General features: G+C 63.6%; 21 protein-coding genes. 9 read left to right on the top strand and 12 right to left on the bottom strand.

The window, feature by feature from the left end:
- Positions 1-7: 7 nt before the first annotated feature.
- The gene (locus NJG22_RS13380; protein ID WP_253095114.1) at positions 8-229 is read right to left on the bottom strand and encodes a cysteine-rich CWC family protein; all 222 of its coding nucleotides are present in this window, start codon (positions 227-229) and stop codon (positions 8-10) included.
- Between the two features lie 200 nt (positions 230-429).
- On the opposite strand from NJG22_RS13380, the gene NJG22_RS13375 reads away from it, so the two are divergent.
- Positions 430-825 carry a hypothetical protein gene (locus NJG22_RS13375; protein WP_253095113.1) on the top strand — a complete coding sequence of 132 codons (396 nt, stop codon included), beginning with the start codon at positions 430-432 and terminating at the stop codon, positions 823-825.
- A 228-nt stretch (positions 826-1,053) separates the two neighbouring features.
- Here NJG22_RS13375 and NJG22_RS13370 read toward each other — a convergent pair whose 3' ends face one another.
- Positions 1,054-2,160, bottom strand: a complete 1,107-nt coding sequence (locus NJG22_RS13370) for an enoyl-CoA hydratase/isomerase family protein (protein ID WP_253095112.1) — start codon at positions 2,158-2,160, stop codon at positions 1,054-1,056.
- Positions 2,161-2,288: 128 nt separating this feature from the next.
- On the opposite strand from NJG22_RS13370, the gene ung reads away from it, so the two are divergent.
- From ung to NJG22_RS13355, 3 genes are all read left to right on the top strand, one after another.
- The gene (ung, locus tag NJG22_RS13365) at positions 2,289-2,981 is read left to right on the top strand and encodes a uracil-DNA glycosylase (protein WP_253095111.1); all 693 of its coding nucleotides are present in this window, start codon (positions 2,289-2,291) and stop codon (positions 2,979-2,981) included.
- Positions 2,982-3,174: 193 nt separating this feature from the next.
- Complete coding sequence (locus NJG22_RS13360; RefSeq protein ID WP_253095110.1) at positions 3,175-4,725, top strand: hypothetical protein; 1,551 nt, start codon at positions 3,175-3,177, stop codon at positions 4,723-4,725.
- Positions 4,726-4,823: 98 nt separating this feature from the next.
- The gene (locus NJG22_RS13355) at positions 4,824-6,899 is read left to right on the top strand and encodes a hypothetical protein (RefSeq protein ID WP_253095108.1); all 2,076 of its coding nucleotides are present in this window, start codon (positions 4,824-4,826) and stop codon (positions 6,897-6,899) included.
- A 447-nt stretch (positions 6,900-7,346) separates the two neighbouring features.
- Here NJG22_RS13355 and NJG22_RS13350 read toward each other — a convergent pair whose 3' ends face one another.
- On the bottom strand, positions 7,347-7,610 hold the full coding sequence (locus tag NJG22_RS13350) for a hypothetical protein (protein WP_253095106.1): 264 nt from the start codon (positions 7,608-7,610) through the stop codon (positions 7,347-7,349).
- 22 nt (positions 7,611-7,632) lie between these two features.
- Here NJG22_RS13350 and NJG22_RS13345 point away from each other — a divergent pair, with 22 nt between their 5' ends.
- Positions 7,633-9,504: an autotransporter outer membrane beta-barrel domain-containing protein gene (locus NJG22_RS13345; protein WP_253095104.1), complete on the top strand. Its 1,872-nt coding sequence runs from the start codon at positions 7,633-7,635 to the stop codon at positions 9,502-9,504.
- 1 nt (position 9,505) lies between these two features.
- On the opposite strand, the gene NJG22_RS13340 is transcribed toward NJG22_RS13345, so the two are convergent.
- The 6 genes from NJG22_RS13340 to NJG22_RS13315 form a co-directional block, all read right to left on the bottom strand.
- Entirely contained in the window at positions 9,506-9,871 is a 366-nt protein-coding gene (locus NJG22_RS13340) for a thioredoxin family protein (protein WP_253095102.1), read from the bottom strand.
- A 93-nt stretch (positions 9,872-9,964) separates the two neighbouring features.
- Complete coding sequence (locus NJG22_RS13335) at positions 9,965-10,990, bottom strand: AbrB family transcriptional regulator (RefSeq protein ID WP_253095100.1); 1,026 nt, start codon at positions 10,988-10,990, stop codon at positions 9,965-9,967.
- Positions 10,983-12,497: a tripartite tricarboxylate transporter permease gene (locus tag NJG22_RS13330; RefSeq protein WP_253095098.1), complete on the bottom strand. Its 1,515-nt coding sequence runs from the start codon at positions 12,495-12,497 to the stop codon at positions 10,983-10,985. The genes NJG22_RS13335 and NJG22_RS13330 overlap by 8 nt, the downstream gene beginning before the upstream one ends.
- 3 nt (positions 12,498-12,500) lie before the next feature.
- Positions 12,501-12,959, bottom strand: a complete 459-nt coding sequence (locus NJG22_RS13325; RefSeq protein WP_253095096.1) for a tripartite tricarboxylate transporter TctB family protein — start codon at positions 12,957-12,959, stop codon at positions 12,501-12,503.
- Between the two features lie 168 nt (positions 12,960-13,127).
- Positions 13,128-14,108 carry a tripartite tricarboxylate transporter substrate binding protein gene (locus NJG22_RS13320; RefSeq protein WP_217853258.1) on the bottom strand — a complete coding sequence of 327 codons (981 nt, stop codon included), beginning with the start codon at positions 14,106-14,108 and terminating at the stop codon, positions 13,128-13,130.
- Between the two features lie 45 nt (positions 14,109-14,153).
- Entirely contained in the window at positions 14,154-15,443 is a 1,290-nt protein-coding gene (locus tag NJG22_RS13315) for an OprD family porin (RefSeq protein ID WP_253095094.1), read from the bottom strand.
- Positions 15,444-15,644: 201 nt separating this feature from the next.
- Between NJG22_RS13315 and NJG22_RS13310 the strand changes: the two genes are divergently transcribed.
- The gene (locus tag NJG22_RS13310) at positions 15,645-16,316 is read left to right on the top strand and encodes a response regulator (RefSeq protein WP_217853260.1); all 672 of its coding nucleotides are present in this window, start codon (positions 15,645-15,647) and stop codon (positions 16,314-16,316) included.
- Positions 16,309-17,688 carry a sensor histidine kinase gene (locus NJG22_RS13305; RefSeq protein ID WP_253095092.1) on the top strand — a complete coding sequence of 460 codons (1,380 nt, stop codon included), beginning with the start codon at positions 16,309-16,311 and terminating at the stop codon, positions 17,686-17,688. The genes NJG22_RS13310 and NJG22_RS13305 overlap by 8 nt, the downstream gene beginning before the upstream one ends.
- Before the next feature lie 36 nt (positions 17,689-17,724).
- Here NJG22_RS13305 and NJG22_RS13300 read toward each other — a convergent pair whose 3' ends face one another.
- Both NJG22_RS13300 and NJG22_RS13295 read right to left on the bottom strand, forming a co-directional pair.
- Entirely contained in the window at positions 17,725-18,531 is an 807-nt protein-coding gene (locus NJG22_RS13300; RefSeq protein ID WP_253095090.1) for an HDOD domain-containing protein, read from the bottom strand.
- A gap of 55 nt (positions 18,532-18,586) precedes the next feature.
- Positions 18,587-19,528 carry a folate-binding protein YgfZ gene (locus NJG22_RS13295; RefSeq protein WP_253095088.1) on the bottom strand — a complete coding sequence of 314 codons (942 nt, stop codon included), beginning with the start codon at positions 19,526-19,528 and terminating at the stop codon, positions 18,587-18,589.
- Between the two features lie 133 nt (positions 19,529-19,661).
- Here NJG22_RS13295 and NJG22_RS13290 point away from each other — a divergent pair, with 133 nt between their 5' ends.
- Complete coding sequence (locus NJG22_RS13290) at positions 19,662-19,916, top strand: succinate dehydrogenase assembly factor 2 (RefSeq protein ID WP_134691421.1); 255 nt, start codon at positions 19,662-19,664, stop codon at positions 19,914-19,916.
- A complete protein-coding gene (locus NJG22_RS13285) occupies positions 19,900-20,355 on the top strand; it encodes a protein YgfX (RefSeq protein WP_253095085.1) in 456 nt (151 codons plus the stop codon). Before NJG22_RS13290 ends, NJG22_RS13285 begins: the two co-directional genes overlap by 17 nt.
- Positions 20,356-20,473: 118 nt before the next feature.
- Here NJG22_RS13285 and nadB read toward each other — a convergent pair whose 3' ends face one another.
- A complete protein-coding gene (nadB, locus tag NJG22_RS13280; RefSeq protein ID WP_253095084.1) occupies positions 20,474-22,087 on the bottom strand; it encodes an L-aspartate oxidase in 1,614 nt (537 codons plus the stop codon).
- Positions 22,088-22,118 lie beyond the last annotated feature (31 nt).

The following is a 22,118-nucleotide window of genomic DNA, read 5'->3' as shown; positions in this document are numbered from 1 at the left end:
CTTGGCTCTAGCGGATCGGCGGTGGCGAGTCCGCCTTGAGTTGCGCCTCCACCTGCGCGCAGCGCGGGCACAGGCAGGCTTGGTCGCGCAAATGGGCAGGCAGGGCCTGGATGATTGCCGGGTCGATGCTCACGCCGAAGCACCAGCAACCTTGGGCGGCGCTGCGAGGGTCGGCCAGGCCGCACCGGTTGGGGGCGCCGCAGGCAGGGCAATGGCGAGGGTCGGGCATGATCGATTCCGGGTGTCAGGCTGGCCAGTATATCGGAGCGGGATACAGGGGCGCGCCTGGGCAGGGCGAGCTGTTTCAATTTGTTGCAGAAAACGCACCGAACCCCGGTGGTGTTGTCTGATCCTGTGTCGATGAACGCATTGCCGTCGACGCCCGCCAGCGCCGCTGTGCTGGGCACCCTCGCGGTCCAGGAGGCCGCCATGTACCGACGAATCCTGCTCATTGTCCTGTTGGGGCTGCTGACATCCGCTTGCGTCCCTTATTACCAGAGCGGTGGCTATTACCGCAGCGACTACTACACCAGCGATCGCTACGTGTACCCCGGTTATTATCGCCAGGACCGCTACTACGTGGCGCCGCAGCCGCGTTACTACTACCAGCCCGCACCGCGTTACCACCGACCGTACCCGGCGCCCGGCCTGCAGCCGCGCTGGCACGGCAACCCACGGTACGACTACGGCAACCGTCAACGCTATGACTACGGGGGGGACCGCAACCGCAACGATTACCGCCATGAGCGGCGTGATGGTCGCGGGGATCGTTGGCATTCGAACCGCCAGGGTAATCCGCGAGGCAACCACAACTGGCAGCGTTGAGGGCCGCTGGCGAAAACGGTGCCGAGCAGGATGGCAGCGGCTACGCCGGTGTTCGCCGGCAAGCCGGCTCCTACGAGGCGTGCGACCGGCCTGGCCCGTAGGAGCCAGCCTTGCTGGCGAAGCAAGCGCCGCGGTGGATGGCACCGGCTGCGCCGATGTTCGCCGGCAAGCCGGCTCCTACGGGGCGTGCGACTGGCCTGGTCCCGCAGGAGCCAGCCTTGCTTGCGCTCAGCCCAGGTCCGCCAGTGGATGCCGACCTTCCCACACATTGGCAAAATGCGCCTCCACCGCCGCCGCTGGCACTTGTGCCACATCCGGCCAATGCCAGTGCGGGGTGTCGTCCTTGTCCAGCAAGCGCGCCCGCACGCCCTCGCTGAACTCCGGATAACGGCAGCAGTTCAGGCTCATGCCGTATTCCATCTGCAGCACCTGCGCCAGCGATAGCTGCCGGGCCCGGCGAATCTGCTCCCACACCAGGTGCGCGGTCAGCGGGCAACCGTCATGCAGGCGCTGGCCCGCCGCCGCCAACAGCGGGTCGGGGTGCCTGGCCAACCCTGCCAGGGCACGCCAGGCTGCCACCGGGTCGGCTACGTCGAGGGCCTCATCGATCACTGCCCGGCGCGCCAGCCACTGGCCTTCGGGCAGCTCGGCCCAGGCGCGGTGCTGCTCGGCCTTGAGCAGGCTGTTGAGCTGCAGGGCGGTCTGCTCCTGCCAGTTCAACTGCAGCAGCTCCTCGATCAAGGCGTCCTGCTGGTGTTCGCCAAGAAAACGGCCGGCCAGGCCCAGGTCCAGGGCGTCGCGGGCATTGAGCGGGGCGCCGGTCAGCCCCAGGAACAGGCCAAGCTTGCCGGGCAGGCGGGCGAGGAACCAACCGGCACCGACATCCGGGTACAGGCCGATGCTGATCTCGGGCATGGCCAGGCGGCTGCTGGGGGTGACGATACGCACCGAAGCGCCTTGCAACAGCCCCATGCCGCCGCCCAGCACATGGCCATGGCCCCAGCACAGCAGCGGCTTGGGATAGGTGTGCAGGCGATGGTCCAGGCGGTACTCGCTGGCGAAAAACGCGGCCGCCAGTGGCGGCACGCTGCCGGGGTGTTCACGGCAGGCCTGCACCAGCGCCCGCACATCGCCCCCGGCGCAAAAGGCCTTGGGCCCGTTGCCGCGCAGCAGCACGCAGACGATGCCGGGGTCGTCGGCCCAGGCATGCAATTGCTCGTCGAGCATCTCGATCATCGGCAGGGTCAGGGCGTTGAGCGTCTTGGGTGCATCCAGGGTGGCGATGCCAAGACGGGCGCCGTCGGCCCCCGTGAGTACCTCGCAGTGAATGGACATGGGCTACCTCGCGCAGGTCATCCCACCAGTATGGCTGCCTGGCACGAAGCTGCCGGTCGCCGGTCGGATCGATTGACAAGCCGGCGCGGCTTTCCTAGTGTCGCGCCACTTTGCTATTGGATACCCCCATGACCGACGATGATCGCATCAAGCTCGAACCCAGTTGGAAAGCCGCGTTGCGCGCCGAGTTCGACCAGCCCTACATGCACCAGCTGCGTGAGTTCCTGCGCCAGGAGTACGCCGCCGGCAAGGAGATCTACCCGCCTGGGCCGCTGATCTTCAATGCGCTGAACTCCACGCCGTTGGACCAGGTCAAGGTGGTGATCCTCGGCCAGGACCCGTACCACGGCCCCGGCCAGGCCCATGGCCTGTGCTTCTCGGTGCAGCCCGGGGTGCCCGCGCCACCGTCGTTGGTGAACATCTACAAGGAGCTGCAGCGCGACCTGAACCTGCCCATCCCCAACCACGGCTACCTGCAGAGCTGGGCCGAGCAGGGCGTGCTGCTGCTCAACACCACCATGACCGTGCAGCGTGCCAACGCCGCCTCCCACGCGAAGAAAGGTTGGGAGTTCTTCACCGACCGCGTCATCCAGGTGGTCAGCGAGCAGTGCCCGAACGTGGTGTTCCTGCTGTGGGGCGCCCATGCCCAGAGCAAGCAGAAATTGATCGACGGCACCCGCCACTTGGTGCTCAAGTCGGTCCATCCGTCTCCGTTGTCGGCCTATCGCGGGTTCTTCGGCTGCGGGCATTTCAGCCGTGCCAATGGCTTCCTCCAGCAGCATGGGATGGCGCCGATCGATTGGTCGTTGCCCGTGCTGTAAGAAACCGGACCTGTTAATTCTGCTAGTTATGTCCTGAGTGCCGCTGGCGTAGATTCAAGCCAAATTATCGTTTGGTTGAATCTACGCAGAGGCCTCTCAAATGACAGTGTCCGTACCCTCGAAAGCGCCGTTGGTCGAGAGTGAACTCCCCCCCATATCCCCAGCGCTCACGGTTGTGGACGCGCTTCCGTTGATGGCGGACGAAGAAGGTATCTTCACGATACCTCGTAAGTTTCAATCCCAAGCCTTGAACGTCGTAATTCCGCATGCGTGGGATCACTACAGGGACAATTACTTTCCTGGGGCAACCTTGACGTTCCAGATCTGGATGATTTCAGGGTTGGGGATCGGGGTACAGAATCAGGTTGTCCCAGATCGCACAGTGGAAATGCCGGAAGACCCCACGCAGCTTTTCCCACTTTTATTTGAGCGTGAGTTTGCGATCCCTGAGCGCTTCTTGCGAAGCGAAGGGGTGTTCAGACTTTTTTACAAGGTATGGGTCACTCAGGACGGAAACGTTTCGAAGTCTGAGTCGGTTGAAGTCTTTCTGGACAAGACTGCGCCACATGAAGGTCAATCCGGGCAAAGGCCGGTACTGAAAAATCCCGCTCCTATAATTGATGATCAGTACCTGGCGAACAATAACAATGAGCTGGTCGTTAAAGTTCCGCGGTGGGACGGTTTTCACCTTGAGGACCAGGCGGAGTTGTGCATGGAGCCGACCGCTGCGCAACCGGTGGAGCCGATCGTACCGGTTGTGACGGTGCGCGAAACTTTTGACGATTTCCTGGAAATTTCGATCCCGGCTGCGGCCTTGCGCCGCCGAGCCAATGGCCGGGAATTCCTTTACTACTCGCTAATCGACCGCGCAGGCAACCGTGGGTGGTTTTCGTATGCACTGGAAATCAACTTGCAACTGGGCGCGTTCTTCAATCTTCCGCTTCCTGTGGTGCCATTGGCTTCGGATGGGGTGATCAATCGGACTGAAGCCACGAGCAATCATGTCACGGTGGAGATACGGCGCATTCCGGAACTGCAGCCCTTCGATCAGTTGCATGCCTTCTGGAACGGTCGGCCACTGCCCGTTGTCACCATTGAACAAACTACGACGTGGCCCGTCAGTATCCCGGTATCCCAAGCGGAGATCTTCAAGGACGGCGATGGCCGCGTTTTCCCTTGCACCGTGGATTATCTCGTCGTGCAAGGCGGACGGCCACAGCGTTCTGGCCCAACAGACTTCACTGTCGACTTGCGCCAGGCACAAGCTGCGCTGCGACCGGTGACATTTCCAGCAGAAAACCTGTGGGGCTGGATCGGCAGTCTCCAACGCCCGTGGAACGGGATCAAGATCAAGGTGCCTGGAAACCGTGGGCTGTGGTTCGCGGGTGAATCAGTGGAAGTGTTCTTCGAAGTCCGTCGAAATCCTACCGACCAATCAAACGGTGATCCTGCAAAGGATCCGGTTCTGGTCGACAAGCGTCTCCTTGCAACGTTCTTGTTGCGCAACGAAGACCTCGATGGTTTCGAGACGGAACTGCCGGCAAACCTGTTCGAGCCTTGGTTGGCAACGCCTTTGGAAAGCGCAGGGCTGGAGGACGAAAAGGAATTCAAGTGTCGAGCAATTGTGAGCTACAGGATGGCGGGCCAGGCTGACCGGGCATCGGGCCGCAAACCTGTAAAAATTGATCTTCAAAAACCGAATGGAGGGATGTACAGGAGTGATAAGGATTTGCCACGTGATTAGTCAGTAAGTAAGTCTTTTAACGTTCCAATGCTGAGCGACGTGCCTGGGTGCGGCGGACGGCGATCTGTTGTCTACAGTTTATATTCTGGAGCAAGACGATGACAAGTTTCGAGAAAATCAGCAAGAAGGTCCGGTATTCGGAAGCGTTGGCAAAAGTTCGCGCTGAAGTAGATAGCTATAATAAGAGTCTTCGGCCCTCAGGTATTGGTATTCAAGCGGATGATACGTTGGATGATTTTGAGCTTCCCAATGTGCTTTTGCCCGCAGCCGATGGCAAGGAAAACCTTTTTCCTCTTACTTCGCGTTTAGATGGGCTCTTCATGCAGTTAGCCTACCCAAGAGCTAACCCTAATGACCCCGTGCGTCCAAAAGCTTGGGGAGATACGGAGGGCATTGCAGGATCGTTCGATATCTTCCTGGCCTATGTAAATGACATGCCTGTAATCAATGGCACTGAAGTCGTTAACGGCGAATCATTCCCCTATACCTATCGGTTCGATTACCCTACCCAGGATTCCGATATTCCTGGCGCTTTCGTCATTCCTTATACCAGCCTGCGGGTGGGGGGGGATGGGCTGAAAGTCATCCACTATACTGTTATCAATACCGATACCGGTAACAGCAACTCTTCACCGAAGCAGATCGTGACGCTCGACCTCATCGATCCCGCGGAAGGTGCTAACCCTGATGCTCTGGAATTTGTCGATACCACCAAAAACGGTGTGTTCGACCTGCGTTATCTGGAGGACAATGATGGGTTCGAGGTCAATGCTATTCGCCCCGTCGATTATTTCCCAGGCGATACTTTTCAGATTTATGTAGTTGGCCATGCCACGCCTCTGCTCGCTGGGAATGTACCCCCGGGAGACGCAGGCGATCCCTTCCTGGTCAGGATCGACATGGCCACAATTCGCAGCGGCCTGCCTGAAGGGTACACAGGCAAGCTGGTCGTGCGATTTACGGACCGAGCCGGAAATCGCACGGACTCGTCGATCGAAGTCAGCGTGACGATCAGTATGGTGCAGGCACCTGAAAACCTGTTGGCACCGGTGATGGCTTCGCCCGTGTTTATTCCGGATCGCGATCGGGGCGTGGAGGGGATCGTTCCAGCGAATGCGACCTTGCGCAATGGCGATGTCATCATCATGACCCTTGATCTGAATGGGGTGGTAGCCCGTCGCCAGTTCAGCTGGCCGCTTGATCGGGCGACATTTTCCGGGGCCGATTTTGGCGCCATTGGCAGCCCTCGGACTAACGCTACTTTGAACTACCAGGTGCTGCGTGACGGAGCCGTACCGGTGGAGCCGGATAACCCCACAGTCGTGGTGGTGGACCTGAGTCAACTGGTTGTCGACCCCACCACGTTGACACCACCGGCCGCCGTTGGCCGGCCTTCCGGCGTAACCGGCTTTATTCGGCCTGGAGACAATGCATTCTGGATACTCACACCGATTGATTTAACTGCTGCTGGGCATGTCTATGAACTTTGGTATGGAAACCCGACGAATACCTTTACCTACACGATTGCAGGTAACGAGCCGGGGCCAACTATTGAAGTTCCTATTCCGCAGGCTTTCCTTGAAAATGGAAGCAACGGCACGGCTGCCATTGGTTACCGGGTTCGTGAGTCGGCAACCACGGGTAACTTCCAAGACGCACCTAATGGTTCGGTGGAGGTGACATTCCTCACCATCGGCATTACTACCCTGGCCAACTTCACTGGCCGAGTGGGGGGCACCACTCAGGAACCTGGGCCGGGTGCGGCACTTGGGCGCTTGAACTGCCAGGGTGTCGAACCCATTCAGAATGGTGTGAGTCTGCAAATCAGGGAGCCTGTCGGTATCTTGCAGGAGCGCGATGATATCACCGTCACCCTGACGCTCAGCCGGGATGATTTTGGAACCACGCCGCTGCCGACCAACACACATTCGTTGAACGTCACCGTCGACGCAACTCAGGCACGCACAGGGCTGATCACGCTCTCCAGAGAACTTCTGCCTCGGGCCTTCTTCGAAGATCCGGCCGCACCAGGGAGCCATATCACGCGAGGCTCGATCATTGCGCAGTGGCATATCGAACGGGCTACTGGAAACCTGGAAGAGGATTCTCGGCCGTCGGCTGTGCGTTATGTATTGACCTTTAATGGTAGTGCCAGCTGCCTGCCCGCTGCGTAACGCAAAGCGTTAACGGCATGCTTGCTTTCTGCGGCATGCCGTTAACCTTGTAAGTCAGCAGGTGAGGAAAATTCCTACATATTTTTTCTATTTCCCTACATAGGATATACCGCCTAAATTCTGTGGTCTGTTGACTTCAGGTCTTGTGAATCAGCAACGGCACTTATCCATGAATCAATACAAGTCAATGTCGCGTAATGCCCGCTCAAGAAATACCGCCAAGGTATTTGCCTTTACTTTATTGTTTTCTGGTATTCAGGCTCATGCGGCCGTTCTTGTGGGGGAAACAAGAACTGTGGGTGCCGGTGAACTGGCTGAAAACTATATTCTGCAAAACAGTTCGACACTCAATATGACACCAGGGGCACAGGCCCTGGATATTACCGCCAATCGATCAACGCTCAATGCCGATGGCGCTACGATTTCCGGCGGCAACCTGACGGCGGTTCAACTGTTCGGCAGCCAGGCGATACTGAACAATGCCACGCTGGTCTCAACCGGCAGTACCGGTTTGTCAGTGGCCAGGTTGAACAACCTCCCATCGAGTGCCACGGTGAATGGCGGCAGCATCACGGGTGCTGGCATTGGCGTTCGGGTTACCGCCGACAGCACGGTGTCGATGAATGGCACCGTGGTTACGGCAAACCACTCGGCGGGCAGGGGGCTATTGCTCTCGGGGGGCTCGGCCCAAGTCACCGGAGGCTCGATCACGGGGGGCAACCTAGGGGTCGAGTTGCGTCGCGAATCTGCCGCTACCCCTACCGCTCCAAACCTGACCCTGGATGGTACGTCGGTAACCGGGCAAGCAGGTTCGGCCATCCAGGTCGGCACCGATACCGTCGCCGGCATTACCCTGCGCAATGGTGCGACCTTGCATGCCGGCAATGGCATGCTGCTGGACGTTCAGGACCGGGCGACGACGACGATGTCGGTCGAAACCTCGGCGATGGCAGGCAACCTGCAAGTCGGTAACGCTGCGAAGCTTGACCTGACGCTCGACCGAGCGACGCTGCAAGGCAATATCACCGCCGGCTCCGGCAGTAGCACCCAAGTGGCGTTGCGTAACGGCAGCGCGATGAAAGGCGCTGTACAGGCGAGCGACGGCGCAACATTGGATATGGCGCTCGATCAGGCAGCGCTCGAAGGCAGTATTTCTGCCGACGCCAGCAGCACAGTGCGTGCGGCGTTGTCCAATGGCAGCGCACTCAAGGGCAATGTGCAGAACCTGCAGTCGCTGTCGTTGGCCGGCGGCTCCAGTTTCGAGGGCGTGGCAACCCAGGTCGGGCGGCTGTCGATCAGCGATGCATCTCACTGGACGCTCACTGGCAACAGCAACGTCAATGACCTGGATGTCGACAATGGCACCGTGGTGCTTGGGGGCAGTGGCAGCTTCCATACGCTGAGCGTGGGCAACCTGTCCGGTAACGGTAACTTCCACCTGACCGGTGATTTCGTCAGCGGTGAGGCTGACCAGCTGATCGTTACCGGCACCTCCAGCGGCAACCATGGTCTGTTGGTGGCCAGCAACGGCCAGGAAGCCACGGTCGAGAACATGCGCCTGGTCAGCACGGCGGACGGCGGCGCGCAATTCCATCTGCTCAATGATCGCGAGCGTGTCGATGTGGGGGCGTATTCCTACGAATTGGCACAGGACGGCACCGACTGGGTACTGAACCGCGAAACCCGCACCGTGGCGCCGATCACCATGACCGCCATGGCCCTGTTCAACACCCCGATCACCGTGGCCTATGGCGAGCTGAGCTCGCTGCGCAGCCGCATGGGCGAGTTGCGCTACAGCGAAGGCCGCAATGCCGGGCTGTGGATGCGTGCCTACGGCAACCAGTACAACGTCGCCAGTGGCGGCACGGGCACCGGTTACCAGCAGAACCAGCGCGGCATGAGCTTCGGTGCCGACATGCAACTGGGCGACAGCGACTGGTTGCTGGGGGCACTGGTGGGCAGCAGCCGCTCCGACCTGAACCTGGATTATGGCTCCTCGGGCAAGGTCGACAGCTACTACGTGGGCGGCTACGCCACCTGGCTGGACCGCGAGACGGGCTATTACGTCGACACCGTGGTCAAGTACAACCGCTACCAGAACCATGCCACGGTCGGCATGAGCGACCATTCCCGTGCCAAGGGCGACTACGATACCCATGGCCTGAGCGGGTCGGTCGAGGTAGGCAAGCATATCAAGCTCAGCGATGGCTACTTCATCGAGCCGTTCGCCCAGGTGGCCAGTGCGGTGGTGGCCGGCAAGGACTATTCGTTCAGCAATGGCCTGCGTGCCGAGGGCGATACGGCCAAGTCGCTGATGGGCAAGGTCGGCGCCATCGTCGGCAAGACCCTGCCGCTGGATGGTGGCGGCATGCTGCAGCCTTACGTCAAGGCGGCCTATGCCCACGAGTTCGCCCAGCGCAACGAAGTGCAGGTCAACAACAACGTGTTCAACAATGACCTGTCCGGTTCGCGTGCCGAGCTGGGGGCAGGGGTTGCCTGGTCGGTATCCAGGCAGCTGCAGGTGTATGGCGAAGTGGAGACCAGCCACGCCAGCAAGATCAGAATGGACCGCAGTGGCAGCGTGGGCCTGCGTTACGCGTTCTGACTCAAGCCGCTAGCGTTGGCTTTTTGAGCAACGCGAGTTCGTGCTCGATGGTCTCGATCTTGGTGGTGGCGAGTACCTTGGGGTCTTTGCCGCTGGCGAGCAGTACCTGTGTAGGCAGGTACTTTACTCCCCACTTGTTGAATAGCAGGGTCAGCATGCAGTTCATCCAGTGGGGGTCGCATATGTCCACGTTGAATGAATGGAACTCATAATCCTGTCCTTGCTTGGCCAATTTCACCAGCTTTGGATAAAGCTGCTTGCAGGGCGGGCATTGGTCGGAGTGGATCAGCAGCAGGGTAGGTTTAGGGTGATCCTGTGTTAGCAATTCGACCAGTGCTAGCAGATCGGTTAACGAAACCATGGCCATATGGGATGCTCCGACATACTAGAAGAGCCCCATTCAACGCCTCTGTATCAATCCGCGAAACTGGTAAAAATACCAGTCTGTTGACCCCCACTTTTACCCCGCATTCCAGCGTCGAAACAACGGCTCGGCCAGAAACAGCACGAACAACAAGCGCATCACCTGCAGCGCGGTCACCAACGGCACCGACAGTTGCAAAGTTTCGGCCGTCAGGCTCATCTCGGCAATCCCTCCCGGCATCATGCCCAGGGTCAGCGAACGCAGATCCAGCTGCGTCAGCCGGCTCAACCCCCACGCCGCAGCCGCGGCAATCAGCATGCACAGCGCGGTGGCCAGCAAGGTACGGCCAAGGAACGACGGCGCGCGGCGGAAGAACGCGCGGTTGAAGTGGCAGGCCAGGCCGCTGCCGATCAGCCACTGGCCGATCTGACTGGCGCCGTTGGGCAAGCCAATCTGCAGATTGCCGGCAAGGCTCACCGTGGCGGCTACCAGCAATGGCCCGAACAGCCAGGGGTTGGGCTGGCGCAGGCGTTGCCAGAGCAGCGCCACGGCAACGCCCAACGGCGCGATCAGGGCCAGCCAGCCCCAACTGACACTACCAGCATGATTCAGCGGCACGCCATCGCCCAGCAACACCTTGAACAGCGCCGGCACGCACAGCACCACCGCCAGCACCCGCAGGCTCTGCGCCGCGGCCACCTGGCTGAGCACCGCGCCGTTGCGCGCACCGAGGTTGACCATCTCGCCCGAACCACCGGGCATGCTGGCGAAGAACGCCGTGGCGCGGTCCTCGCCGGTGCGCCGCAGCAGCCACACGCTGATCACGCTGGACAGCGTGGTGAACAGCGCGCCGAAGACGATCAGCGCGAAGTGCTCGGCGACCTGCTCGATCACCGCCGGGGTGAAGTGCAGGCCGATGCCGATGCCGATGATCCACTGGCCGCACTTGCGGCCGTTGGGGATCTCGCTGAGCTGCCAGGGCGTCAGGCAGCGCACCAGGATGATCGCCAGCAGCGCACCGACCATCCACGGCAAGGGCCAGCCGACCTGGCTGGCGGCAAAGCCACCCGCCAGGCCGACCAGCCCGGTGGCCCAGAACAGCGGCAACGACCGGTCAGGCATCGGCCACGGCCCGGCGTTGCTGGGCCCGTTTGCGCCAGATGCGCAGCAGCGGCAGGCTCAGCATGCACGCCACCAGCACCCACACGCCCATGCTGATCGGGCTCGACCAGAGGATGCCCAGCTCGCCGTTGGAGATCGACAGGGCGCGGCGCAGGTTCTGCTCCATCAGCCCGCCGAGGATGAACCCGAGCAGGATCGGCGACAGCGGGAAGTCCAGCTTGCGCAGGATGTAGCCCATGATGCCGATGCCGACCATCAGGAACAGGTCGAACGTGGTGGCATGCACGGCGTACACGCCGATCGCGGTGATGATCGCGATCACCGGCACCAGCGCCCAGTTCGGCACGGCGAGGATGCGGGTGAAGATGCGGATCATCGGGATGTTCAGGATCACCAGCATGATGTTGGCGATGAACAACGAGGCGATCAGGCCCCAGACGATGTCCGGCTGCTGTTCGAACAGCAGCGGGCCGGGGGTGATGTTGTACAGGGTCAGCGCGCCGATCATCACCGCGGTGGTGCCGGAACCTGGCACGCCCAAGGTCAGCATCGGCACCAGGGCGCCGCAGCAGGAGGCGCCGATGGCGGTTTCCGGGGCGGCCAGGCCACGGGCGTCGCCCTTGCCAAAGTTGCCCTTGTCGCCGGCCATGCGTTTCTCGGTCATGTAGGCCACGGCACTGGCCAGGGTCGCGCCGGCGCCGGGCAGCACGCCCATGAAGAAGCCGAGCAGGCCGCAGCGGATGTTGACGAAGAACACCGACGCCGCTTCCTTGAAGTTGAACAGCATGCGCCCGGTGGCCTTGACCGCGATATGGCCGTGATGGGTCTTTTCCAGCAGCAACAGGATCTCGCTGATGGAGAACAGCCCCAGCACCAGCACCACGAACTGGATGCCGTCGGCCAGGTGCACGCTGTCGCCGGTGAAGCGGTACACGCCGCTGTTGGCGTCGATGCCCACCGCCGACAGGAACAGCCCGATCAGCGCGGCGATGAAGGTCTTCAGCGGCTTGTCGCCGGCCATGCCGCCCAGGGCGACGATGGCGAACACCATCAGCACGAAGTACTCCGCCGGGCCGAAGGCGATTGCCCATTTCGCCAGCAGCGGGGCGAACAGCACCATGCCGCAGGTGGCGATCAGCGCGCCGATGAACGAGCTCCAGGCCGACAGCGACAGGGCCACGCCGGCCAGGCCCTGGCGGGCCATGGGGTAGCCGTCGAGGGTGGTCATCACGGTGGAGGCTTCGCCGGGGATGTTCAGCAGGATCGAGCTGATGCGCCCGCCGTATTCGCAGCCCAGGTACACCGCGGCCAGCAGGATCAGCGCCGACTCCGGCGGCAAACCGAGGGCGAAGGCAATGGGGATCAGCAGGGCCACGCCGTTGATCGGGCCCAGGCCCGGCAGCAGGCCGACCACGGTGCCGATCAGGGTGCCGGTGAGGGCGGTGACCAGGTTGTATGGGCTCAAGGCGACGCCGAAGCCCTGGCCGAGGTAGCTCAAGGTATCCATGTGTCAGTTCTCCAGTACGTCGAGCAGGCCGAGGGGCAGGGGCACGTCCATCACGCGGTCGAACAGCCAGTAGAGAAAGACGCTCATGCCGATCACCACAATGGCGCTGTGCAACCAGCGTCCGCCATACAGGCGGGCCATGGGGATGCCGACCAGCACCGCGCTTAGGATGAAGCCCAGGGCCTCGAAGGTGGCGGCGAAGACGATCAGCAGGCCGACGCAGGCGGCGATCTTGACCAAGGTCTCGCGGTCCAGCTCCGGCTCGTCGTCCTTGCGCACGATGGGCGTGGGGCGGATCGCCAGGTACAGCAGGCCCAGGCCCATCAGGCCGAGCATCAGCAGCGGGTAGGCGCGCGGGCCCACCGGTTCATAGGAAAACGCGGCCTGGTAGGGCCAGGCCATCACCGCCAGCACGGCGCACAGCGCCAGCAGGGCCAGGGCAAAAATACGTTGCAGGATCATGGAAGAATCCTCATGGTTCGGCATGACACGCGCCCCTGTAGGAGCGGCCTTGTGTCGCGAAAGGGCTGCAAAGCAGCCCCGGCAATACGTGCTGCGAAGCTGACATCCTGGGGCCGCTGCGCAGCCCTTTCGCGACACAAGGCCGCTCCTACAAAGATCGTGGGAGGTTTACTGGATCAGCCCGAATTCCCGGGCCAGCGCCTTGTAGTCCGCCACCTGCTTCTTCACATAGCCGTCCAGTTCTTCGCCGGTCATGGCGAACGGGAACAGCTCGCGCTGGTCACGCAGCTTGGCGAAGTCTTCCGAGGCCAGCAGCTTGTCGAACGAGGCCTTCCACCAGGCGTAGTCCTCGTCGCTGACCTTCGGCCCCAGGTAGAAACCGCGTACCACCGGCCAGACGATGTCGTAGCCCTGCTCCTTGGCGGTGGGGATGTCTTTCATCTCCGGCTCGTCCAGGCGGTTCTCGGCGAACACCGCGAGGATGCGCATGCTGCCGCTCTGGATATGCGGCATGGAGTCGGAGATGTCGGTGGAACCCACCTGGATATGCCCGCCCAGCAGCGCCGTGGCGATCTCGCCGCCGCCTTCCAGGGCCACGTAGCGCAGGTCGCGCGGGTTGATCCCGGCGGCCTTGGCGATCAGCGCGGTCTGCATCCAGTCCTGGCTGCCGACGGTACCGCCCGAGCCGATCACCACCTTGCTCGGGTCCTTCTTCAGCGCTGCCACCAGGTCGTCGAGGGTCTTGTAGGGCGAGTCGCTTTTCACCGCAATGGCGCCATAGCTGGTGCCGACCGCCGCCAGCCACTTCACCGCGTTCTCGTCGAAACGGCCGAACTTGCCCTGGGCCAGGTTCAGCAGCGAACCGCTGGACCAGGCCACCAAAGTACCGGCATCGGCCGGGCGCTGGGCGACCACTGCGTTGTAGGCCACCGCGCCGACGCCACCGGGCATGTAGGTGACCCGCATCGGCTTGCTGAGGATCTTCTCGTTGACCAGGGCGCTTTGCACCAGCTTGCAGGTCAGGTCGAAACCGCCGCCGGGCGAGGCCGGGGCGATGCATTCGGGGCGTTTCGGTTCCGCGGCCAGGGCGTTGCCAGCCAACAGCAGGCAACCGGTGGCGAGGACGAGGCGGCGCAGTGAAAAGGTCATCGTCTAACTCCGTGAGCGTTGTTGTTATGGATTACCGCTAGTGGCTTACCACAGGGCCACGCTGTAGCTCACCAGCAGCCGCACCTCGTCCGCGTCGCGGGCGAAGTTGGAGCGGAAGGTGGCGTTGCGCAGGCGCACGGCGACGTTTTTCAACGGGCCGCTTTGTACCACGTACTTCAGTTCGGTGTTGCGTTCCCATTCCTTGCCCTCGCCCCCGGCGGCGCGGCTGACGTTGTCGCCACTGAGGTAGCGGGCCATGAAGGTCAGGCCGGGGATGCCCAGGGCGGCGAAGTTGTAGTCGTAGCGCGCTTGCCAGGAGCGTTCGTCGGCGCCTGCGAAGTCGTTGATCTGGACGAAGTTGACTAGGTAGGGGTCGGCGCCATCGACGTAGGGGAAGGCGCTGTCGCCGGACAACTGCTGCCAGGCGCCGCTGACCTTGTGCCCGCCCAGGCTGTAGCTGAGCATGCCGTTGAAGGTGGTGTTGTCGATGCGCCCGGCCTTGGCCGCGCCGGCATCGTCGCTGATCGCCAGGCGCAGGTCGGCGCCGAAGGTGCCCGGGCCCCAGGGCTGGGTGGCGAGCATGCCGATGAAGTGCTGGCGGTAGATGTCGTCGAGCTGGGCGAAGTGGTAGCTGGCGGTGATGCGGTCGGTGAACTGGTAGTCGAGGCCGCCGGTGTCGAAGTGGTCGGCGCTGAAGGTACCGCCAAAGCGGCTGTTCTTGTTGTTCAGCGCCAGGTCTTCCCAGTTGGTGTCGTTGCGGTCCTTGGCTTTTTCCAGGCGCGCACCGGTGAAGGTCAGGCCCTTGATTTGCTTCGAGGTAATCAAGCCGCCTTCGAAGGTCTGCGGCAGGATGCGCCCGTCGTTGGGCTGCAAGGTGGGCAGCTCGGGAATCAGCGTGCCGATTTTCAGTTCGGTCTGCGAGACCTTGACCTTGCCGGTCAGGCCGAGCTTGGCGTACTCGTCGGCAGCCTTGCCGTTGTCGTGGGTCGGCAGCAGGCCGGTGTCGGTGCGGTCCTTGCTGGAGTCGAGCTTGACCCCGAGCATGCCCAGCGCGTCCAGGCCGAAGCCCACGGTGCCCTCGGTGTAGCCGGACTCGAAGTTGAGCATGAAACCCTGGGCCCATTCGTCGCGCTTGGATTGCTGCGCGCTGGTGCCGTCGCGAAAGTCGCGGTTGAAGTACATGTTGCGGGTTTCGAAGGTGGCCGTGCTGTCTTCGAAGAAGGCGGCCTGGCTCATGGGCGCGACACCGGCAAGGGCGAAGGCGCTGGCGAGGGCGCAAGGTCGGGCGGCGAACGAACGGGTAGGCGCGAACGCCTGCGGCTGCATGGACAGCATCGTCGGTGACTCCATTTATTGTTCTTATGTGTTGCACCTTGCTGGTGCTTTTTGCCGGCGCGCGGGGCGACCGTGGTGCGATGCTAGGTAACCAACCTTTCGCTAACCTTTCAGCGTGAAAGGTTTCTCGCGAGGGCTTCACAGGCCTCGCCACGGCGGTACACTCCGCGCAAAAGGCCCATGCCGGGCAGGGAGAATCCGATGCGAGTGTTGCTGGTCGAAGACCACCTGCAACTGGCCGAAAGCGTGGCCCAGGCCCTCAAGAGCCAGGGCTTGACCGTGGATGTGCTGCACGATGGCGTGGCCGCCGACCTGGCCCTGGCCAGCGAGGACTACGCCGTGGCGGTGCTCGATGTGGGCCTGCCGCGGCTGGACGGCTTCGAGGTGCTGGCGCGCCTGCGCGGGCGCGGCAAGACCTTGCCGGTGCTGATGCTGACCGCGCGCAGCGATGTGAAGGACCGCGTGCATGGCCTGAACCTGGGCGCCGACGACTACCTGGCCAAGCCCTTCGAGCTGACCGAGCTGGAGGCGCGGGTCAAGGCGCTGTTGCGCCGCAGCGTGCTGGGTGGCGAGCGCCAGCAGCGCTGCGGGCCGCTGGTCTACGACCTGGATACCCGGCGTTTTACCCTCGAGGACGCGCCGTTGACCCTGACCCAGCGCGAACAGAGCGTGCTCGAGGCGCTGATCGCCCGGCCAGGGCGGGTGATGAGCAAGGAGCAACTGGCCGCCCAGGTATTCGGCCTGGACGAGGAGGCCAGCCCCGACGCCATCGAGATATACATCCACCGCCTGCGCAAGAAGCTCGACGGCCAGCCGGTGCACATCGTCACCTTCCGCGGCCTGGGCTACCTGCTCGAGCACCGCGATGCGTGACAACGGCAGCCTGCGCGGGCGCTTGCTGGGCAACCTGGCGCTGCTGTTGGTGGTGCTGATGCTGGCCAGCGGCCTGAGCGCCTACTGGAACGGCCGCGAAGCCGCCGACACCGCCTACGACCGCACCCTGCTGGCCTCGGCCCGGACCATCGCCGCCGGCTTGTCGCAGCGCGACGGCACCCTCAGCGCGGATGTGCCCTACGTGGCCCTGGATACCTTCGCCTACGACAGCGCCGGGCGCATCTATTACCAGGTGCTGGACATCCAGCAGAAGCTGATCTCCGGCTACGAGCACCTGCCACCGCCACCGCCGGGCACGCCGCGCACCGACGACTACCCGGCCCTGGCGCGCTTCTACAACGCCACCTACCTCGGCCAGGACGTGCGCGTGGTCAGCCTGCTCAAGGCGGTCAGCGAGCCGAACATGAACGGCATGGCCGAAATTCGCGTGGCCGAGACCGAAGAGGCGCGGGTGCGCATGGCCCGGGGCCTGATGGCCGACACCCTGTTGCGCCTGGGCATGCTGGCCCTCGGCGCGCTGGTGATGGTGTGGTTCGCGGTCAGCGCCGCGCTGCGTCCGCTGGAGCGCCTGCGCACGGCGGTGGAAGAGCGTCAGCCGGACGACCTGCGTGCCTTGCCGGTGGTGCAGGTGCAGCGCGAACTGGGGCCACTGGTACGGGCCTTGAACCATTTCACCGAGCGCTTGCGCGGCCAGTTCGAGCGCCAGGCGCAGTTCATCGCCGACGCCGCCCATGAGCTGCGCACGCCGCTGGCGGCGCTCAAGGCGCGTGTCGAGCTGGGCTTGCGTTCACGCGAGCCAGGCGAATGGCGCAGCACCCTGGAAGCCGCCGCCCAGGGCACCGACCGCCTGACCCACCTGGCCAACCAGTTGCTGTCGATGGCGCGCGTGGAGAACGGCGCCCGCGCCATCGCCGAAGGCGGCGCCCAACGCCTGGACCTGAGCCAGCTGGCCCGCGAGCTGGGCATGGCCATGGCGCCGCTGGCCCACGCCCGCGGCGTGGCCCTGGCGTTGGAGGCCGAGGCGCCGGTGTGGCTCAAGGGCGAGCCGACCCTGCTCAACGAGCTGCTCAGCAACCTGGTGGACAACGCCCTGGCGCACACCCCGCCGGGCGGCGATGTGATCTTGCGGGTGCTGGCGCCGGCAGTGCTTGAGGTCGAGGACGACGGGCCGGGGATTCCCGAGGCCGAGCGCGAGCGGGTGTTCGAGCGCTTCTACCGGCGCAGCGCGCAGGGCAGCGGCTTGGGCCTGGCGATCGTCGGCGAGATCTGCCGGGCGCACCTGGCGCAGATCAGCTTGCATGACGGCGAGCGGGGCGGGTTGAAGGTGCGGGTGAGCTTCATCGCCGACTGAAGCCGCGCCTACTGGGCCGCCTCGCTGGCGGACGGTTCAACGCAACAGGCTGCGCGCATCGAGCAATTCTTGCATATCCAGTTCGGTACCGAACGGCAGCCCCAGGTGTCGATAGGCCGGCAACGCCGCCAATGGCCGGCTGCGCCCGCGCTGGCTGATGCAGCGGGCGATCTGCACGATGTCGATGTAGTCGATCTGGTCGGTGCGTCGGTCCAGGTCCTGCACCTGGCCGGGCAGGGTGATCAACTGTTCGGGAAATTCCCAGGCACTGAGGATCTTGTCGCCCAGTACCGGCTGGATCTGCTCGATCACGAAGTGCAAGCAGACCGGGTCGGAGAGCAGCTCGTTGTGCTCCTCGGCATAGATAAGCACCGGCAGGGCGCCGATCTGGTGGACCAGGCCGCCGAGGGTGGCCTGGTCTGGCTTGAGTTGGGTGTAGCGGCGGCACAGTTCATAGCTGATGCCTGCAACTTCCAGGCTGTTGGCCCATATATCACGCAGTTTTTGCTCTACCGCCGGGGCCCGGGCATGGAAGATCTGCTCGATCACCAGGCCGATGGCCAGGTTGCAGCTGTAGTTGATGCCCAGGCGGGTGATGGCGGTGTGCAGGTCGGTGACCTCTACCGCCGCGCGCATCAGCGGGCTGTTGACTACCTTGATCAGGCGCGCCGACAGCGCGGCATCCCGGCCGATCACCTTGCTCAGGGCCGACACGCTGATATCGCTGTCCTCGGCGGCTTCGCGGATGCTCAGGGCGACTTCCGGCAGGGTCGGCAGGACCAGGTCGTCCTTGTCGATGGCGGCGAGCAATTGCGCCTGGACCATTTCGGCCAGCTTGTTCATGAACGTCTCTACGGCAATGGTGGTGCAGCCCCGCTGTTACCACGGGGCGGGCTGGTCAGCGCTGGATTTCCCGGTCGCGGTCCAGTTCGTAAGGCAGGTCGAGCAAGGTCAGGCGCGGGCCTTCCAGGCTGCCCAGGTGCAGGTTGTCATCGGCGACCGCCTCGGCGCTGAGCACGGCCAGCAGTTCGACGGCATGGCCGCTGCTGGCAGCGATCACCACCTCGCCGACCGACGAGCCATGGGTGGGCGAGAAAATCTCGGCGCCCGGCTCGGGTACCGCTGTCTCGGCCAGCGCCAGGCGGTATTGGCGGCGTTTGAGCTTGCCCAGGTACTGCATGCGGGCGACGATTTCCTGGCCGGTATAGCAACCTTTCTTGAAACTGACCCCATCGACCGCTTGCAGGTTGATCATCTGTGGGATGAACAGCTCGCGGGTCGGGCCCATCACCTGGCCGATGCCGGCGCGGACCTGGCCCAGCAGCCAGTCGTTGAGCGTAGCCGCGGGCAGCAGCGCCGCGAGTTTCTCAGCGACGCTGGCGGCCTGGTCGGCGGGTACCCAAAGTTCGACGCGGTCGGTGGAGGCGGTCACGGCGATCAAGCCTTCATGGCGAACGGTAGCGCCGGCTTCGCCTGGCACCGCCAGGCCCAGTGCCCGAAGCGCACTGTCGCCTTGCTGCAGGCCGAAGCGCGCCCAGGCCGCGCTTTCGTCGGCCAGGGTGGCCTTGGAGAACACCGCGTACTTCTTCAGGTCGGCCAGTTGCGCCTCGAGCAGCTCGCCGGCCATGGCCAGCAGGTAGCCGTTGCCCTCGGGCAGGATACGGAAGCTCGACTGCATGCGGCCCTTGACCATGCAGCGGGCGCCAAGGCCGGCATGATCGTCGCTGAGGTAATTGATGTTGCAGGTCAGCTGGCCTTGCAGGAACTTGCCGGCGTCGGAGCCGCGGACGGCGAGGATGCCCTCATGGGTGAGGGAACAGAAGAAAGCGGAATCGGCCATGGGTCATCGCGGTAGCTAGAGACTGGCGGCCATCATAGAACGCCAGTAACAAAATAGGTAGGTGACTAGACCAACGCCTTGTGCCGCTTCGTTCGCCGCGCGGTATACTGCGCGCCCACTCGAGGAGGGCCCCATGGTCGAACAAACTGAACTCAACCGGCTTTTCTGGCATAGCCGCCGTGGCATGCTGGAACTGGACGTGCTGCTGGTCCCCTTCACCCAGGAAGTCTACCCGAGCCTGAGCGAAACCGACCGCGAGCTGTACCGTCGCCTGCTGACCTGCGAAGACCAGGACATGTTCGGCTGGTTCATGGAGCGCACCGAGTCGGAAGATCCGGAGCTGCAACGCATGGTCCGCATCATCCTGGACCGTGTCCAGCCCAAGTGAAGTATTCGAGTGCCGTTGGCAGGGCTCGCGCCGGCTGCTGACGGCCTACCTGGCCAGCTTGGCGCTGGCGCTGGCGACCCTCGCGGTAATCACCTTGCCGGCCTGGCTGCGCTGCCTGCTGGCGCTCGCCTGCCTTGCCCACGCCTGCTGGGCCATCCCCCGTCGCATCCTGCTGAGCCATCCCCAGGCCATTACCGGCTTGCGCCGTGATACGCGTGGTTGGCGCCTGTACAGCCGCGCGCGCGGCTGGCAGGCGGTGCGTTTGTGCCGTGACAGTGTCGCGTTGCCGGGGCTGGTGGTGTTGCGCTTCGTGCGCCAGGGCCGATGGTGGAGCGAGGCGCAGTGCATCCCAGGGGATGCGTTGGGGCAGGAGGCGCATCGGCGCTTGCGGGTGCGGCTGAAGTACAGCCGGCGGCGCTGGGCCGAGGTATCGGGATGAGGTGCGAGCATGGCCCCCGGCCCCTGGCATGATCCCCCGTAGGCGCCGGCTTGCCGGCGAACACCGGCGCAGCCGGTGCCATGCACCGCGGTGTCTGCTTCGCCGGCAAGGCGGGCGCCTACGAGACGAGGGTGGGCGTGAGGACGGTGTCCATGGCCTCGGGCAGCATGCCAGGGTAATCCAGGGTGTAGTGCAACCCTCGGCTCTCCTTGCGCTGCATCGCCGAACGGATCATCAGCTCGGCCACCTGGGCCAGGTTGCGCAGCTCGATGAGGTCGCGGCTGACCTTGTAGTTGCTGTAGAACTCATCGATTTCGTCCAGCAGCAGGCGCACCCGGTGTTCGGCGCGTTGCAGGCGCTTGCTGGTGCGCACGATGCCGACATAGTCCCACATGAACCGCCGCAATTCGTCCCAGTTGTGCGCGATGATCACGTCCTCGTCCGAGTCGGTGACCTGGCTTGCGTCCCAGCAGGGCAGGGCGTGCGGCATCGCCACCGCTGCCAGGTGCGCCTCGATGTCGGCGGCCGCCGCGCGGCCATAGACGAAACACTCGAGCAGCGAGTTGCTGGCCATGCGGTTGGCGCCATGCAGGCCGGTAAAACTGGTTTCGCCAATGGCGTACAGGCCAGGCACGTCGGTGTGGCCGCGCGCGTCGACCATCACCCCGCCGCAGGTGTAGTGGGCCGCGGGCACCACCGGGATCGGCTGGCGGGTGATGTCGATGCCGAAGGCCAGGCAGCGTTCATGCACCGTGGGGAAGTGGCTCTTGATGAAATCAGCCGGTTTGTGGCTGATGTCCAGGTATACGCAGTCCACGCCCAGGCGCTTCATCTCGTGGTCGATGGCGCGGGCGACGATATCCCGTGGCGCCAGTTCTTCACGGGGGTCGAAACGGGGCATGAAGCGCTCGCCATTGGGCAGGCGCAGCAGCGCCCCCTCGCCGCGCAGGGCCTCGGTTATCAGAAAGCTCTTGGCTTGCGGGTGGTACAGGCAGGTGGGGTGGAACTGGTTGAACTCAAGGTTGGCAACCCTACAGCCGGCGCGCCAGGCCATGGCGATGCCATCGCCACAGGCACCATCGGGGTTGCTGGTATAGAGGTAGACCTTGGCCGCGCCGCCGGTGGCCAGCACGGTGAAGCGCGCGCCAAAGGTGTCGACTTCGCCGCTGTTGCGGTTGAGCACGTAGGCGCCCAGGCAACGCTCGCCCGCAAGGCCCAGGCGCCGCTCGGTGATCAGGTCGACCGCCACGCGCTGCTCCAGCAACTCGATGTTCGGACGCTGACGGGCCTGGTCGAGCAGGGTCTTGAAAATCGCCGCGCCAGTGGCGTCGGCGGCATGGATGATGCGCCGGTGGCTATGCCCGCCCTCGCGGGTGAGGTGGAACTCGAAGCCACCGTCGTCGACACTGTGGTGTTCGTCGCGGGTGAACGGCACGCCCTGCTCGATCAGCCACTGGATGGCCTCGCGGCTGTGCTCGACGGTGAAACGCACGGCGTCTTCATGGCACAGGCCGCCGCCGGCGTTGAGGGTGTCCTCGACATGGGACTGCACGGTATCGGTGTCGTCGAGCACCGCGGCGACGCCGCCCTGGGCCCAGAAGGTCGAACCGTTGGCCAGGTCGCCCTTGCTCAGCACGGCGATGCGCAGGTGGCCAGGAAGGTTCAGTGCCAGGCTGAGACCGGCGGCACCACTGCCGATCACCAGGACATCATGTTGGAATTGTTGGCTCATGTCGGGACACTAGTAATCTTTGGAGGGGGCA

Origin of the sequence: Pseudomonas sp. VA159-2 (genome assembly GCF_024126635.1) — a bacterium.
In the GTDB taxonomy this organism is placed as follows: Bacteria; Pseudomonadota; Gammaproteobacteria; order Pseudomonadales; family Pseudomonadaceae; genus Aquipseudomonas; species Aquipseudomonas muyukensis.
The sequence above is the reverse complement of the archived record's forward strand: the minus strand, read 5'-3'. Positions and strand labels throughout refer to the sequence as shown.